At 44.1% G+C, this 14,807-nt stretch carries 11 protein-coding genes and 1 pseudogene; 4 read left to right on the top strand and 8 right to left on the bottom strand.

Annotated features, from left to right (window positions below; genetic code table 11):
- Positions 1 to 99 precede the first annotated feature (99 nt).
- Both MHN09_RS10185 and MHN09_RS10190 read right to left on the bottom strand, forming a co-directional pair.
- Positions 100 to 1,200: pseudogene (locus tag MHN09_RS10185) on the bottom strand (cryptochrome/photolyase family protein); the annotation flags it as partial.
- A 3-nt stretch (positions 1,201 to 1,203) separates the two neighbouring features.
- The gene (locus tag MHN09_RS10190; protein ID WP_239240547.1) at positions 1,204 to 2,628 is read right to left on the bottom strand and encodes a deoxyribodipyrimidine photo-lyase; all 1,425 of its coding nucleotides are present in this window, start codon (positions 2,626 to 2,628) and stop codon (positions 1,204 to 1,206) included.
- Positions 2,629 to 2,738: 110 nt separating this feature from the next.
- Between MHN09_RS10190 and MHN09_RS10195 the strand changes: the two genes are divergently transcribed.
- Complete coding sequence (locus MHN09_RS10195; RefSeq protein WP_239240549.1) at positions 2,739 to 4,046, top strand: DASH family cryptochrome; 1,308 nt, start codon at positions 2,739 to 2,741, stop codon at positions 4,044 to 4,046.
- 12 nt (positions 4,047 to 4,058) lie between these two features.
- Positions 4,059 to 5,690, top strand: coding sequence for an FAD-binding domain-containing protein (locus MHN09_RS10200; RefSeq protein ID WP_239240552.1), 1,632 nt, complete (start codon positions 4,059 to 4,061; stop codon positions 5,688 to 5,690).
- Between the two features lie 5 nt (positions 5,691 to 5,695).
- Here the strand turns inward: MHN09_RS10200 and MHN09_RS10205 are convergent, their stop codons facing one another.
- Positions 5,696 to 5,983, bottom strand: a complete 288-nt coding sequence (locus MHN09_RS10205; RefSeq protein ID WP_014976601.1) for a hypothetical protein — start codon at positions 5,981 to 5,983, stop codon at positions 5,696 to 5,698.
- Between the two features lie 208 nt (positions 5,984 to 6,191).
- Between MHN09_RS10205 and fabA the strand changes: the two genes are divergently transcribed.
- Positions 6,192 to 6,710, top strand: coding sequence for a bifunctional 3-hydroxydecanoyl-ACP dehydratase/trans-2-decenoyl-ACP isomerase (gene fabA, locus MHN09_RS10210; protein WP_014949559.1), 519 nt, complete (start codon positions 6,192 to 6,194; stop codon positions 6,708 to 6,710).
- A gap of 101 nt (positions 6,711 to 6,811) precedes the next feature.
- Here the strand turns inward: fabA and rmf are convergent, their stop codons facing one another.
- A complete protein-coding gene (gene rmf / locus MHN09_RS10215; RefSeq protein ID WP_014949558.1) occupies positions 6,812 to 6,988 on the bottom strand; it encodes a ribosome modulation factor in 177 nt (58 codons plus the stop codon).
- 357 nt (positions 6,989 to 7,345) lie between these two features.
- Between rmf and MHN09_RS10220 the strand changes: the two genes are divergently transcribed.
- Positions 7,346 to 8,674, top strand: a complete 1,329-nt coding sequence (locus tag MHN09_RS10220; protein ID WP_239240555.1) for an IS4 family transposase — start codon at positions 7,346 to 7,348, stop codon at positions 8,672 to 8,674.
- 59 nt (positions 8,675 to 8,733) lie between these two features.
- On the opposite strand, the gene MHN09_RS10225 is transcribed toward MHN09_RS10220, so the two are convergent.
- The 4 genes from MHN09_RS10225 to rlmKL are packed head-to-tail and all read right to left on the bottom strand — an operon-like array spanning position 8,734 to position 14,767.
- The gene (locus tag MHN09_RS10225; RefSeq protein WP_239240558.1) at positions 8,734 to 10,491 is read right to left on the bottom strand and encodes a DUF3466 family protein; all 1,758 of its coding nucleotides are present in this window, start codon (positions 10,489 to 10,491) and stop codon (positions 8,734 to 8,736) included.
- A gap of 12 nt (positions 10,492 to 10,503) precedes the next feature.
- Positions 10,504 to 12,444, bottom strand: a complete 1,941-nt coding sequence (locus tag MHN09_RS10230; RefSeq protein ID WP_049586295.1) for an ABC transporter ATP-binding protein — start codon at positions 12,442 to 12,444, stop codon at positions 10,504 to 10,506.
- Complete coding sequence (locus MHN09_RS10235; protein ID WP_014949555.1) at positions 12,441 to 12,674, bottom strand: glutaredoxin family protein; 234 nt, start codon at positions 12,672 to 12,674, stop codon at positions 12,441 to 12,443. Before MHN09_RS10235 ends, MHN09_RS10230 begins: the two co-directional genes overlap by 4 nt.
- Positions 12,671 to 14,767, bottom strand: a complete 2,097-nt coding sequence (gene rlmKL, locus MHN09_RS10240; RefSeq protein WP_239240561.1) for a bifunctional 23S rRNA (guanine(2069)-N(7))-methyltransferase RlmK/23S rRNA (guanine(2445)-N(2))-methyltransferase RlmL — start codon at positions 14,765 to 14,767, stop codon at positions 12,671 to 12,673. Before rlmKL ends, MHN09_RS10235 begins: the two co-directional genes overlap by 4 nt.
- Positions 14,768 to 14,807 lie beyond the last annotated feature (40 nt).

A 14,807-nucleotide genomic window follows, 5' to 3' on the forward strand; every position in this document is an offset into this window, starting at 1 on the left:
TTTGCCACACTTATAAGTAGTAACCCACCTCCGCAGCCATTTATTGGTGTGGTCTACAGAGGATTAAGTCTTTTTAGAGGGGAAAATCCCTAGAACCCCTATATGGTGGGCATAAGCGTTCTGTTGCGTTTCTTTAATACACTGGCGCATGCAGTTCATATTTGTCTGGGCGTCCCAAAAGAACGAGGGCAATGCGCGGCTGTTATTGAAGTAGTTATCAGTTTTTAGATTTGGCATAAAGTGCCAGTAGAACCCTCTAACATACTCCCGCCAGCCCAGAATCTGGCGAATGAACCCTTCAGCAGAATTCAGTGGAACTTGCCCTGCATGGTAAGCTTGCTCGGCTGCATGAATGGCTTCTTTTGGCGTCAATAAACCGCAGTTCAAATAAAACGCGATATGTGAATGGTAAAGCCAAGGCTTGCCTTCCACCATGGCGTCTTGATACTGACCAAAGTTAGGTAATCTTTCTTCTATAAAAGTATTCAATACGCTGAGTGCGTCTTTTCGAGTTACCGCAAAGTGGAAGTGATTGATATCGCCAAAATGATCGCTAAACTCGCTTTTTACGAGCTCGATAACTTTCGAAGTAATGTCATCAATCTCAAATGTAGAATGCTTCGGTACTCTCTGGGTTTCAGGCATTGCTTCGCGATTCTGGGCATCGTAATTCCACTTACCGCCAATGGGGTTTTTTCCTTCCATGAGCACGTTGTGTTTGCGACGCATCTCACGGTAAAAAAACTCCATTCGAAGTTGTTTCTTGCCTTCAGCCCAGTCCGTAAATTCTTGTGGGGACGATAAAAAGCGATTGTCATCACATATACTAACGGGTATGCCAAGCACGTTTTTCCATTGCTCCATGCTTTTGAGTAAGCGGTACTCTCCGGGCATAGTCACCTTTACTTCGTCAAAATCATTTCCGTTAAGTTCATGCTTAACCTGAGCGAGCAAATCGCCCTGATTGTTTTTGTCGCTATAATGAACATAGTTAACGTTAAAATTGTCTTCTCGCAACGCTTTGGCAAAATGACGCATTGCGCTAAACAAAAACGCTATCTTCTTCTTATGGTGCTTAACGTAGGTGGCTTCTTCACGTACTTCCGCCATCAAAATTGTGTCTTTGCTTTTTACTGCGTTAGCAATCGCTGGCAACGTCTCGGTAAGCTGATCGCCTAAAACTAAAATGAGTGCTGCCATACCCTACTCTTTTAATGTTTGGAATGCGTCTAGCGCGCGTTGACGCGATGCTTTTAAATCAACAATAGGTTTTGGGTATTCCTTACCAAGTTCTATACCTGCATCTTTCAATATCGCCGAAGGGGCTTCCCATGGCTTATGGATATACTTGTCTGACAGCTTTTTCAATTCAGGGCAATACTTACGCACATAGTTGCCCTTTTTATCAAATTTTTCGCCTTGTAGTATTGGATTAAATATTCTGAAGTAAGGCGCAGCATCAGCGCCAGAACCCGCAACCCATTGCCAACTAGCACTGTTACTCGCAAGGTCGGCATCCAACAATGTATCCCAAAACCATCGCTCGCCTTCATGCCAACTGAGTAATAGATTTTTCACTAAAAACGAGCCCACAATCATGCGAACTCGATTATGCATGTACCCCGTTTGCCACAGTTCGCGCATGCCAGCGTCTACGATAGGAATGCCTGTATTTCCCTTTTGCCACGCTTTGAGCGCTTTCGCATCTGTGCGCCAAGGAAACTTATCGAACTTTTCGTTGAAGTTCTTATTAGGCAAAGTAGGAAAATGGAACAGCAAATAATAGCTGAACTCGCGCCAACCTAGCTCACTCAAGTAGGTTTCAATGCTTTTGTCTTCACTATTTCCAAACTTGTCTTTTATCGCGTACCAAACTTGATTTGGAGACACTTCACCAAAGTGTAAATGCGGCGACAAACGCGATGTCCCATTGGCTGACGGTATGTCTCTGCCGTCTTTGTATTTACGTGCTGAATTTTCAATAAAGTCAGCTAAGTTATCAGCGGCGCCGTCTTCGCCTGGTGACCACTCTTTTTCAATGGTTGCATCCCAGTTGATGGAAGGGAGTAAGTCTAGCGATGTTAATCCATCGCTGTCGTTGTCGACATCCGCATAAGTAATACGTGCGGGTGGTGCTTTGGGATAACGAGGCTCTTTAACCTGCAGGCAGCCCTTCTTGTAGTAGGGTGTAAATACGCGATACGGTGTACCGTCTTTCTTCAATACTTTCATTGGCTCCCATAGTAAGCTGCCGTTACAGCTATGGGCTTCATAATCATGCTCGATTAAGGTTTTCTTGATCGTTTTATCGCGGTTTATTTGCCATGGCTCATAGCACCGATTCCAAAAGATACCTTTAGCGTTAAATGACTTCATTAAATTTGGAATAAGTGTCTGTGGGTCACCCTTAAATATTTGTAAATGTCCGTTCAAGCGTTTATTGAGCGACGAGAGTGAATGATGCAGCCACCATTTACTTGCCCCCCCAGGCTCTCTGCCATTAGGTGCAGTGTCATCATATATGTAGATGGGTACTATTTTTCCCATATCACAGGCAGCGTTTAAGGCCGGATTGTCTTTTACACGAAGGTCTTGTCTAAACCACATTATACTAACGGGAACGGTCACTTTTTTCCTCAGGCGTTGCGCCAAATCTTAATATTATTCGTATTGCATGTACTACGATAAAACTCGGATTCAGGATCCGTAGAAATAGTAAAAAAGTACTCAAAATTAGTATGATAAATCACCACCAACAAACAAAACGTACGAACAACAATCAACGAGGTTTATATTGGTTTCGACATGACCTTAGACTTCACGATAATGCTGCTATTTCTGCGCTGTGTGAAGCAGTTCAGCAGGTTACTTTTCTTTATATTCTTGATGATAAAGCGTTTACACCTACGACATATGGTTTTGCGCCTATGGGGAAACATAGGCACACATTCCTGCTTCAAACACTTGTGGATTTAAAACGGCAATTAGCTAAGCTCGGACATGATTTGCTCATTGTCAAAGGCGACCCTGCTGAGCGTTTAGTTCAATTGATGAAGTCCGGACAATATTCTCACCTTGGGGTAAGCGAGCACTGTGGTTTTGATGAGAGAGCACAATTAAATACAGTAAAGCGCTTTTTCGATTCGGTAACAGTAATAGAAACCCCGACGTTTGGCTTATTTGATGCACAAACCCTTCCTTTCAACATCGAAGAGATGCCCGAAGTTTTTAGTCCGTTTCGCAGAAAAGTGGAAAAGCACTGTAAGCCATTATCTGTCCATCCCCCCATTGAAAGCTTACCAAGCCCTTTTACACCGCAATTAGATGAGTCTTTTTTATTCGCTATTGATACTGATTTACCGAGCCCGTCTGAATCATCGTTTGTTGGAGGTGAAACAGCAGCGCTGATGCATTTAAATGCTTATCTCTTCGATTGGAAAGCTGCAGCAACGTATAAAGACACAAGGAACGCTTTAGATACTTGGCAAGACAGTACCAAGCTTTCGGCTTGGTTAGCGAACGGGTCGCTGTCTGCACGGGAAGTCATTCGGCAAGTTCAACAGTTTGAAGCAACCGTTGAAAAAAACGATTCCACTTATTGGATATATTTTGAATTACTTTGGCGCGAATTTTTTCATTGGTTACAGTGTAAATACGGGGCCAATTGGTTTCGTTTTGGCGGTATCCAGGGTAAAAAGCCGTCGACACAGCATTGTCCGGAAACCTTTGCGTTATGGTGCGAAGGAAAAACCGGTTATCCGATAGTCGATGCTTGCATGCGACAACTCGCTGAAACTGGCTATATGTCAAACCGAGGCAGGCAACTGGTTGCGAGCTGTTTGGTTCACGAACTAAGGCAGGACTGGCGATACGGTGCAGCGTGGTTTGAGCATCAATTAATCGATTACGATGTGGGGAGTAATTGGGGCAACTGGCTTTACTTAGCTGGTGTTGGAAGCGACCCTCGCGGCCACAGACAGTTCAACCTTCAAAAGCAGACTGAGATTTATGATTCGGACGGCCAATTTCGTAAAAAGTGGTTGTAGTTAGTTCGTCATATGGTTCCAGTACATTCTAAACAATCTGTGACTGTCATATGGTTTAAACGTGACCTTCGTCTTCGAGACCACGAGCCTCTCTACCGTGCAGTTGAAAAAAACGAAAACATTCTTCCGCTTTTTTGTTGGGAACCTTCCCTTATAGCCGACCCGCATATGGACATGCGTCATTGGCAATTTATCCAGCAAAGTATCGACGACATTAACGCCCAGTTGCCTTCAGACGCCCGTTTACTGACCTTACACTGTGAAGTTATTGATGCGCTCGAACTTATTGCCCAGCATTACGCTATTTCAGCGGTTAGGAGTTACCAAGAAATAGGATTGAGCGTTACGCATAATCGAGATATTTCAGTAACTAACTATTTGAAGAAAAAGAAAATAAACCATATTGAGTCCCAGTATGGCGCAGTGATGCGTGGTTTGCCTCACCGTGAGCAATGGCAGCAAAACTGGGATCGTCACTTTACATCGAAAACCTATGATATTGATATAAACAGCGTTAATTGGGTCGACTGGACCCAGCACAACAACATCAACACTGCTTGCAAAAATTTAGATGAGCTTGGTCTGTTTGATTGTCATATTACTAGTCAAACCGGCACTCATTTTAGCGAGAAATCGAATTATTATCGGCAGGATGTTTTAGACAAGTTAAAAAAATTAAACAAGATGCAGCCAGGCGGTGAAAGGCGTGCTTGGCAAGTATTAAAAGATTTTTTCGATGCTAGAGGACAATACTACCATCAACATATTTCTAAGCCGGAATATGCAAGACTGGCATGTTCTCGTTTAAGTCCCTACTTGGCATGGGGCAATCTATCAATTAAGCAAGTTTACCAAAGCGTTCAACATCAAAAGCAGACGAAAAAGTTACTGCCGAATTCTGATAGAAAACAATGGAGTCGCGCCCTAGCCGCTTTAACGTCTCGGTTACATTGGCACTGCCATTTTATTCAAAAATTTGAGAGCGAACACAGTATTGAATGGCGACCAATGAATAGTGGATACGAAAACTTTCCGTTTATAGATGGCCCAGAAGCCGAGCGTCGCTTTTACCTTTGGACAATGGGATTGACCGGCTATCCGTTGGTAGATGCCTGCATGCGAGCACTTAAGTATACCGGGTACTTAAACTTTCGAATGCGTGCCATGATAACCAGTTTTCTGTGTCATCACCTAAATGTACATTGGCTAAAGGCAGCGCATTATTTGGCAACACAGTTCTTAGATTTTGAGCCAGGTATTCATTACCCCCAAATACAGATGCAGGCTAGCGTAACCGGCATTCACACCGTGCGGTTATACAACCCTGCAACACAATCTTCAAAATTAGATCCTGAAGGTGTATTCATTAAGAAGTGGGTGCCAGAACTTGCTAAATTACCCAGTGAAGCTGTTCACGCCCCTCACTTATTGCCGCCCCTAGAAGCGCAAATGTTAGATTTTGACGTTGAACGCGACTACGTTGAACCGCTCGTTGATATAACAGAGAATAATCGCATCACGGCAAAGCGCTTATGGGACTATCGCGAGCGAGATGATGTGGTTAAAGAGGCGCATCGTATTGTTAAACGCCACACCATGCAAAATAGTCCAAGTCGTGCATGGCTGAAAACAAAAATTAAATAAACCGGCTAACGGTTATTTTTTCGAAGCCATTCATTCAGTAGTTTAATTTGTCCACATTTGTAAGCTGCGTACATAAGCCGCATGGCATTTGACATGGCTTCACTGTCAGTCCAGCCAGTCTTGTCGCGTATTTCGTCATAACATGCCTTTGCTTCGGGGCTAACATAGCCTCTTACAAGTTTCTTACCTGCGTCTTTTTGCCTTTCTCTGAACCTTCGTTGTTTATCAGCGTTGGCTTTAGCTCTATCTGCGGCACTCTTTTTAATGCTTTTTTTCGTTGTTTGTTCTGTCATAGTTTTCACACAATATTACGTTACTGTAGAGCTTGTATTTAGAAGTCGTACAAAAATCACACGTGTAGAACGATGTTTGTACAAGCCAAAGTTGCTAAACCTATATTAGCATGCGTTTTTCTTCAGAAAAATGACTGTTCAGAGTTGTTTGGCGTACAACTGTTCGCTAAATTAGCAGCGTCACTTTAATAACAGCAACGAGTTGGGAATGTCAGAGAAGAAAAATAGTTTTAACAAAGAAGATTTATTGGCGTGTAGCCGTGGTGAAATGTTTGGCCCAGGTAACAGTCAACTTCCCGCACCTAACATGTTAATGATGGACCGCGTAGTTTCAATTACAGAAGATGGCGGTGAGCATGGGAAAGGCGAAATTATCGCTGAATTAGATATTACCCCCGATTTATGGTTTTTTGATTGTCACTTCCCAGGTGATCCGGTAATGCCGGGATGCCTAGGCCTAGACGCGATGTGGCAGTTAGTTGGTTTCTTCTTAGGTTGGAGCGGCGGCCCTGGTAAAGGCCGAGCTTTAGGTGTAGGTGAAGTTAAATTTACCGGTCAAATCCTTCCAACCGCTAAGAAGGTAACGTATAAGATCACGATGAAGCGCGTGATAAAGCGTAAACTTTTCATGGGTATGGCAGATGGTTCAGTAGAAGTTGATGGCCGTGAGATTTACGTAGCGAAAGATTTGAAAGTTGGCTTGTTCCAAGATACCTCAAACTTCTAAACTGCCTTTATAGAGCTATAAGGTCAATTAACGTTGACCAACAAAAAAGCCCCTTTTCAGGGGCTTTCCTTTTTGCATAATCAGTTCATAAAAGAGAAGTGTTATTTAACACTTAAACCTAAGTGTCTGTCTTCTACTGCCTCGCGCCATCCACCTAACCACTGTGAACGTGCATCGTTTTGCTGAAATGGACAATTTTCCTTTGAACGACCGCTAATGCCAGCTTGATAGCCTTTCGAATGGGCGCGTGTCAGTTTATCTCTTTTTTGTCTTTTCATTGATTAGCCTCTTTTGTTTGTTGAAAGTACAACAAATCATTTTCTCGAGCGCTCTACATCATTTCGGTTGATAGTGCCGGAAAAGTGATTGCGTACAATACTGTGATAGTGCAATTAACTAAATGGTTCAAGAAAAATAAAAAATAAAAGGGCTTGACAAAATTTAAATAAATGAAGTTTCTATGAAATTTATGTTACATTTTTTATGCATAAATATGTCTTTTTTTACGTTTTTTAGGCATAAAAAAAGCCACGCATAGGTGTAATGCCGATCAGTTAAGAATATTTTCCTGATCGGTTGACCGATCGTTTTAAGGCTTCAAAATCCGATATCAGTCTCTGGTATCGGATTTTTTTATGTCTTTGCTTACAAACCTCGATGATACATTTGCTCATGCAGAAGATTTGAATGCTATTAATAAACTGATGTCTTTAATTGACCCTGAGCTTCTTCAGCAAGCTTATGCTTTATCGGGGGTAGCGACCGTCAGACGTCGCCGCTTACCTTTGGATTCGGTCGTATTTACTATTGTTGGTATGAGTCTGTTTCGTAGTGATCCGGTCTGGGATATCGCGAATAAACTGGATATCTCGTTACCTGGTAAAAACAGGTTTGTTGCTCCCAGCGCAGTGGTGCAGGCCCGGCAGCGACTGGGCGAAGAAGCTGTCGGTCATGTCTTTAAGCTGATGGCACAGCGGGCATTTGGTGAGTATGCCTTTGAACAGTGGTGTGGTTTAAATGTACTGGCGGTTGATGGTGTGATGTTCCGTGCCCAGGATACCACTGAGAACCTTGCCGCATTCGGATGTGACCGGAATGTGATGGGCGATAACCCGTACCCGCAGGTACGCATGTGTAGTCTGATGGAAACGTCTAGCCACCTTCTTTTGGCCAGTGAATTTGACGGCCGTGATGTCGGAGAGATGTCTCTTGCAGAGCGGCTTATTCCTTCAGTCCCTGATAACTCTCTAACCCTCTTCGACAGAGGATATTACTCGCTGGGATTACTGCACCTGTGGATGACCAAAGGTGTTAATACGCACTGGATGCTGCCCGCCCGTAAAGATTTACAGTACATAGTGAAACATCAACTAAGAGAACATGATGCTGTAGTCACCCTCAAGACCTCGCCTCAGGCGCGGAAGAAGTTTGATGGTTTACCTGAAACCATCGAAGCTAGACTGACCAGCTACGAAGTAAACGGAAAGACCTACCGCGTGCTTAGTTCAATGGTCGATGCTATGCAGTTCCCCTACGAAGAGATTGTCGATGTGTACGTTCAACGCTGGGAAATAGAACTGGGCTTCAGGGAAATGAAACAGACGTTACATCAGGCAAAGCTGACGCTTCGCAGCAAGAAATCTGAGATGGTGCGTCAGGAACTGTGGGGACTATTACTCGCCTACAATCTGATTAGAATGATGATGCTTGATGCCGTAAAAGATATGCCGGAGCTATCTCCCTCACGGCTTAGCTTCGGTCTATGCATGAGGCATATCATCGTTTTCTTCCTGACCACCATCCCAGACACAGTGACCAAACTGCCCGTCCACTATGAATACCTGATGGAATCGTTGAGGATGATGAAGTTACCTGACAAACGACCTGACAGGTATTATCCACGAGTTGTGAGGAAAAGGCCGACTAAATACCCCACAAAGAAAAAAGCCAGTCAGCTTAACTGACTGGCATTAACGCATAGGTGGCTCTTTTAATATTGATTACATATTGTCCAAATGGTCAGCTATTTCTCTAAACGTCTACGCATAAATACTGCAGCAAATAGACCAAAAAATGCGAGTAAACCTGTTGCAGCTCCTTTTCGCTCATAGGGCTGTTCGTCCTCAGGAATTTCACATTCATCTATGGAACCATTCGATAACGGAGACAGTTTAACCGCCACTACGGAGTCGATTTCTTCTGTTTCACCGTCTGAATTAATTATATCGTTACCCGTTACATACTTGTTCGTAGCTTTAATTCTCGCATTCGCAATGATCTCATTATCATCGTTGATATCTACTGCTTCAATTAGCTCATAAGGGTTATCACAAGAAACTAAATCATTTAAGTTAGTAAACTCTTCAGTATCAATGTTGTACATAAATGCCGCTGTATCGCGAAGAGTATCACTCGTTGCATCCACGTCTGCCTTACCCACCACGATATTATTATTGTTGATGGCATTCGCAGTCACACCAGCACTCACGAAGAAGCCATCAGGGTAATGCTGTTCTTGGGTATCAAGGTTGTATACAAACAAACGAGAGCGTGCGATATCGCTTTGTGAACGAAGCACTGCACCCGTCACCCAATTTTCATCATTAATTGCGATAGCCTGGCTAATGATATTTTCTTCGCGTGGAAGAAGTTCAATGGTTTCACCGTCTCTGAAAACCGTTGCAACTCGTTCACTTTCAGTCCTGCCTGATGTATTTGGGCGCGTTATCGTAATGCGATCTCCAGTAAGGCCTTCACCGACTGCGATACCTTGGTTATTTATGTCATAGGCATACGTGAAATAGTGGCGTGTATCGTCTTCATCAGGTTCAAATAATAACGGGTAGGTATCGGTGCTGATTACATCGCCGTTGACATCGATCTGCCAAATGGTAGCGTTAACCTCAGACAGCAATACGAAGCTCGGTAAGTAATTTGTAGATGAATTAATGAAGTAGCTAGAAATACGTGGAACAGCAAAATCGCCATTATAAATAGTAAACAGGCAGCGACCTTCAGATGTGTCACCACGAGACTCATCGTCTGTACACGTTTCAACAGCATCGGCAACATCATCGCGGAAACTAACAGTACTGAAACCTGCAACCTGTAAGTTTGCGTTTATTGCTCGAGCTGAAGAGAACCCTCCTACAGTGTCATCAACAGCTGGAAGTACTTTAGTCTCTCCAGATGCTTGAACAAAGGCTTGTTGTGCTGACTCTGGATACGTGTAGTTTAATGTATCGCCATCTTCGTTCTCATATGGGTCTAGAACAACCAGTCCCGAAGAATCACCGACAATAAAGTTACCGTTCAAGCTGTCACGACCAGTCGATTCAACAGATCGCGTATAGTCATCAAATTTGTCTGTAACTTCATCAAGACCTGGTACTAATGATATATCTTGAGTGTCGGTTGCATAGGTTCTATACGACGCTAGCTTCTGTCCCGTTGTAAGATTTGGGTTCGATAGAAGATAGTTTACTACCGTGGTGTAGTCTATGTCTGTAAAAACACCCTGGCGTGCGTCATCTTCGTTTTCTAGACTCTCACCGAACTGGTCAAAAAAAGTCGTGTCTTCTTCAAGCTGCTCTGCGTCGATTGGTGGATTGAACTCCAGTTGAACGACAGACAACATTTTGCCTGAGTTATCAATCGAACGAGCAAAATTGTTTCTAGCGGTATCCTGTAAAGGAAGAGGCGTCACTGAATAGGTCGCGGCGAATGCCGAAACACTTCCTGTTGCCAACAGAACGGCGGCGGCAAGCTGAGTTCGTTTCATTTAAAATCCTATTTACTGCTGATTATCTTCCAGCATACTTTCTAGTTCATCCCAGCGCGCATATTTCTGGGAAAGTAATTCTTCTTTATCTGCCAACTCGGCTAACGCCTTGGCAGTAATGTCACTGTCTTGTTTGAAAAAGTCCGGGTCGTTCACTTTTTCTTGCATAGCCTCAAGCTCTTCCTCAAGTGTTTCTAGTTCTTTCGGTAAGGACTCAAGTTCACGCTGGTCTTTGTATGATAGCTTTTTCGTCTTACGGGGAGAAGACTTAGCACTAGGACTGTCTGAAGCTGAATTAGTTTCATTCTTTACCTTGGCTTTTTCTTCCTTTTCGATTTGCTGACGTTTTTCCTGTTGCTCTTTATACCAGTTTTCTACGTCAGTGAAACCCCCAATAAATTCGCGAAGCATTCCATTACCCTCGAATACCACGCTACTATTTGCTACGTTATCAACAAATTCCCTATCGTGACTGACTAAAAGCACGGTGCCGGTATATTCGTTGAGTAAGGTTTCGAGCATTTCCAAGGTTTCAACGTCTAAGTCATTGGTAGGCTCATCCAGCACCAAAACGTTGCTCGGTTTAAGCATCAGTTTTGCTAGCATCAGGCGGTTTTTTTCTCCACCTGATAGCGACTTAACCGGTGCATTAACGCGTTCAGGCGTAAACAAGTAATCTTGTAAATAGCTGATCACATGGCGTGGGTGGCCATTTACCATCAGATCGCGTTTACCGTCGCCTACCGCGTCTATCACAGACTTTTCTAAATCCAGCCCGTGGCGGTGCTGGTCAAAGTAAGCAACTTCAAGGTTAGTGCCTTGTTTGCAGTTGCCGCTATCGGGCTGGAGTTCGCCGAGTAGAAGCTTGATAAGCGTACTTTTACCGCTACCATTAGGACCAATGAGAGCAAGCTTGTCACCACGCAAAACATTCAGGTTTAACCCTTCAACAATAGGCTTGCCTTCAATGCTATAGCTTAAGTCTTTTACTTCAAACACCATCTTTCCAGAGCGCGCGCCCTGGTGTTGATTGACTACCGCATTGCCCTGAACCGCTCTTCTCGCTTTACGCTCCTCGCGTAGTTTTTTCAGCGCTCTTACTCGGCCTTCGTTGCGGGTACGGCGGGCTTTGATGCCCTGACGAATCCATACCTCTTCTTGCGCTAGTTTTTTATCAAACTCAGCGTTTTGTGAAGCTTCAACCTCTAAATCGTGCTGCTTCTTTTCTAAATAAGTTTCGTAGTTACCCGGATAGCTCGTAACCGAGCCGCGGTCAAGGTCAATGATTCGCGTAGCCATGGCACGTATAAATGCACGGTCGTGGCTTACAAACACAATTGCGCCTTGGTAATTACTCAAGCTGGATTCAAGCCAGCGGATCATTTCAATATCAAGGTGGTTAGTTGGTTCGTCTAACAGGAGCAAATCCGGCTGTCGAACAAGCGCACGAGCTAGCGCTGCTTTTCTGCGCCATCCCCCAGAAAGAGTAGATAGCGATATCTCAGGGTCTAGCTTTAGCATGGTTAGCGTCTGTTCAATTTGCTGTTCAAACTGCCACGCGTCTCTGGCTTCTAACTGTTCTTGTAGTCGCTGTAATTTATTTAAATTCGATTCGCTTGGATCTTCACCAACGATACGGGTTTGATGAAAGTAGGCTTTCAGTGTTTCACCTACGTCAGATAAGCCTTCGGCAACATAGTCAAAAAGCGTCACATCGGTAGTTTGGGGCGGGTCCTGCTCTAGGCGCGCAATGACCGTATTATTTTCAATTATACGCTGCCCATCGTCGGCAATAATATCGCCAGCAATAACTTTCATTAGCGTTGATTTACCACTACCGTTGCGACCTACTAGGCAAACGCGCTCTTTAGGCTGTACAACCAGTTCGACACCGTCTAACAGCGGCGGATTTCCATAAATAACAGTGATGTTTTTTAACTGCAAAATGCTCACTGAAGAAACTCCTCTAAATCGGCGGTATTAAAAGGCCAGCCAATTTCTTTTTCGTTATCTGCCCGTTTCAAAACGGGGATCCTTGCACCGTACAAATGATAAAGCTCAGTGCTAGTGCGAATGTTAACCTTCTCTATATTAAGCGATGAAAACATAGACGTTTGTTGAAGCTCAACATCGGCTAAGTCGCACAGGCTACATTGCGGCCCGGTGTAAAAATAAATTTTCATGAAGCTAGTACCCAGCACTGATGGATATTGCCTTTACGTGCAAAATCTTCTGGAATTGTGTCTTTGGTAATATTGTCTACTGACAAGCCCAGTTCACTCATGGCTGTCTCATCTAGCTTAAAGCCACGCTTGTTGTTAGAGAAGATGATGATCCCCTGCTCTTTTAAGCACGCTTTAGCATCGGTAAGCATTTTTACGTGGTCGCGCTGCACATCCCACGTATTTTGCATACGCTTTGAATTCGAAAATGACGGTGGGTCGATAAAAATTAAGTCGTATTTGCCTTTATGCGTGCCTAACCAAGTGGTGCAGTCAGCTTGAATAAAAGCATGAGGCGCAGTGAGTTTGTTCAGCGCTACGTTCTTCTTTGCCCACTCTAAATAAGTATTAGACATATCCACTGTCGTTACAGACTTTGCGCCACCTTTAGCGGCGAATACCGACACACTACCCGTATATGAAAACAAGTTAAGAACGTCTTTACCTTGGGACAACGCCTGCACTTTTTGGCGGGTATTACGGTGATCTAAGAAAAGGCCTGTGTCCAAGTAGTCAGTAAGGTTAACCAGGAAACGAGCGCCATTTTCAAACACTTCCATCATGTCGCCAGTCTGATTAATTTTCTCGTACTGTTTTGTACCTTTTTGTTGGCTACGCACTTTAAGCGCTATCTGTTTTGGTGAAACACCTGTTACTGCTGGCAAATGAAGCAAGACTTCTTGCAAACGTTTTCGTGCCTTGTCTTCAGAAACCGTTTTTGGCGGCGCGTATTCTTGAACGACCAGCCAGTCACCATATCTATCTACGGCAACGTTATAATCTGGCAGGTCAGCATCGTATATGCGGTAACAGTTAGTGTTAGCGCTCTTTATCCAACCTTTCATGCGTTTAAGGTTTTTCTTGAGGCGATTCGCAAACTCATGGTTGCTGGCGTCTTCACTAAACTGCACCGTGTTTTCTTCATCCAACACATAATTCGCTAAACGACATTCCAGCTTACCGTTATTCATGGCATAGTCTTTAGTGGCACGTAGCTTGAGCACGCGCAGCAAATCACGATTACTGCTAAGCAGTGACACATGCCATCCCTTCCAGGCTTCTTTAAAACGCTTACCCCAATCACTAAATAGCGGTATTAACGATGTTAGCTCGCCCAAACGTTCTCCGTAAGGAGGGTTTGAAACGACGTAGCCTGGTGTCGCAACGGGAGGAGAAGATTTTGTTGCGTCTTGCTGTGAGAACGAAATATCGTTAAACACGCCAGCAAAATCAGCGTTTGCTTTTGCAATTGCTACCATTTTACGGCTGAAATCACCCGCGTAAATACCGCTGCAGCTTGGCTTTTGCGCGGAAATAGCATGTTCGACTAGCTCATCCCACACTTTCGCTTCGTGGCCGAGCCACTTAGTAAAGCCCCAATACATACGCTTTATACCTGGCGCAATATTGCGAGCGATGTAGGCTGCCTCAATCGCGATGGTGCCCGAGCCACACATCAAATCGACCAATGGCGCATCGGTATTCTCTGTCCATCCACTACGCATTAGCATTGCGCTTGCGATATGCTCTTTAAGCGGCGCGTCACCGGTTTCTTGTCGGTATGCGCGTTGGTGCAGACTTGCCCCCGCTAAATCTATGCCTAAAATTACATTATCGCGATGTAGTCTTGCATACACAGAAATATCAGGGCTTTTCCGTTCTACTGATGGGCGCGGTAAGCCTTGCTCTACAAATGAATCTACTATGGCATCTTTAACACGAACCGCACCAAATTGAGTGTTTTTTATGGCAAAGTTTGTGCCGATAAACTGTACAGATAAGGTATGACGTGAATCCATCTGCATTTGCCAGTCAATACCCATAGCCGTGTTATACAGTGCATCTGCATCGCCTGCTTTGCCTGATGCCAACACCCAAATTACGCGGTTGGCTAAGCGTGACCATAAGCAAAGTTTATACGCATCTTCCTTTGAGCCTTCAAACTGAATAGTGCCAGGCCCTTGCTTAACTTGCGCATCAGGGCAAAGGCGTAGCACTTCTTGTTTTAATAGTTCGTCAAGACCGCGACTGGTCGTAACCAGAATAGTATTCATTCATGTACCTGTTTTTGATGTACGTGCTTAAGAAAAAGCA

This window comes from Alteromonas sp. MmMcT2-5 (assembly GCF_022348315.1).
GTDB lineage: Bacteria > Pseudomonadota > Gammaproteobacteria > Enterobacterales > Alteromonadaceae > Alteromonas > Alteromonas macleodii.

Excerpts from the sequence above, each read along its gene's own strand:
- fabA (WP_014949559.1), top strand. The coding sequence starts at position 6,192 with ATGTCAGAGAAGAAAAATAGTTTTAACAAAGAAGATTTATTGGCGTGT.
- MHN09_RS10220 (WP_239240555.1), top strand. The coding sequence starts at position 7,346 with ATGTCTTTGCTTACAAACCTCGATGATACATTTGCTCATGCAGAAGAT.
- MHN09_RS10235 (WP_014949555.1), bottom strand. The coding sequence starts at position 12,674 with ATGAAAATTTATTTTTACACCGGGCCGCAATGTAGCCTGTGCGACTTA.
- rlmKL (WP_239240561.1), bottom strand. The coding sequence starts at position 14,767 with ATGAATACTATTCTGGTTACGACCAGTCGCGGTCTTGACGAACTATTA.
- MHN09_RS10200 (WP_239240552.1), top strand. The coding sequence starts at position 4,059 with ATGGTTCCAGTACATTCTAAACAATCTGTGACTGTCATATGGTTTAAA.
- MHN09_RS10225 (WP_239240558.1), bottom strand. The coding sequence starts at position 10,491 with ATGAAACGAACTCAGCTTGCCGCCGCCGTTCTGTTGGCAACAGGAAGT.
- rmf (WP_014949558.1), bottom strand. The coding sequence starts at position 6,988 with ATGAAAAGACAAAAAAGAGATAAACTGACACGCGCCCATTCGAAAGGC.
- MHN09_RS10195 (WP_239240549.1), top strand. The coding sequence starts at position 2,739 with ATGATAAATCACCACCAACAAACAAAACGTACGAACAACAATCAACGA.
- MHN09_RS10205 (WP_014976601.1), bottom strand. The coding sequence starts at position 5,983 with ATGACAGAACAAACAACGAAAAAAAGCATTAAAAAGAGTGCCGCAGAT.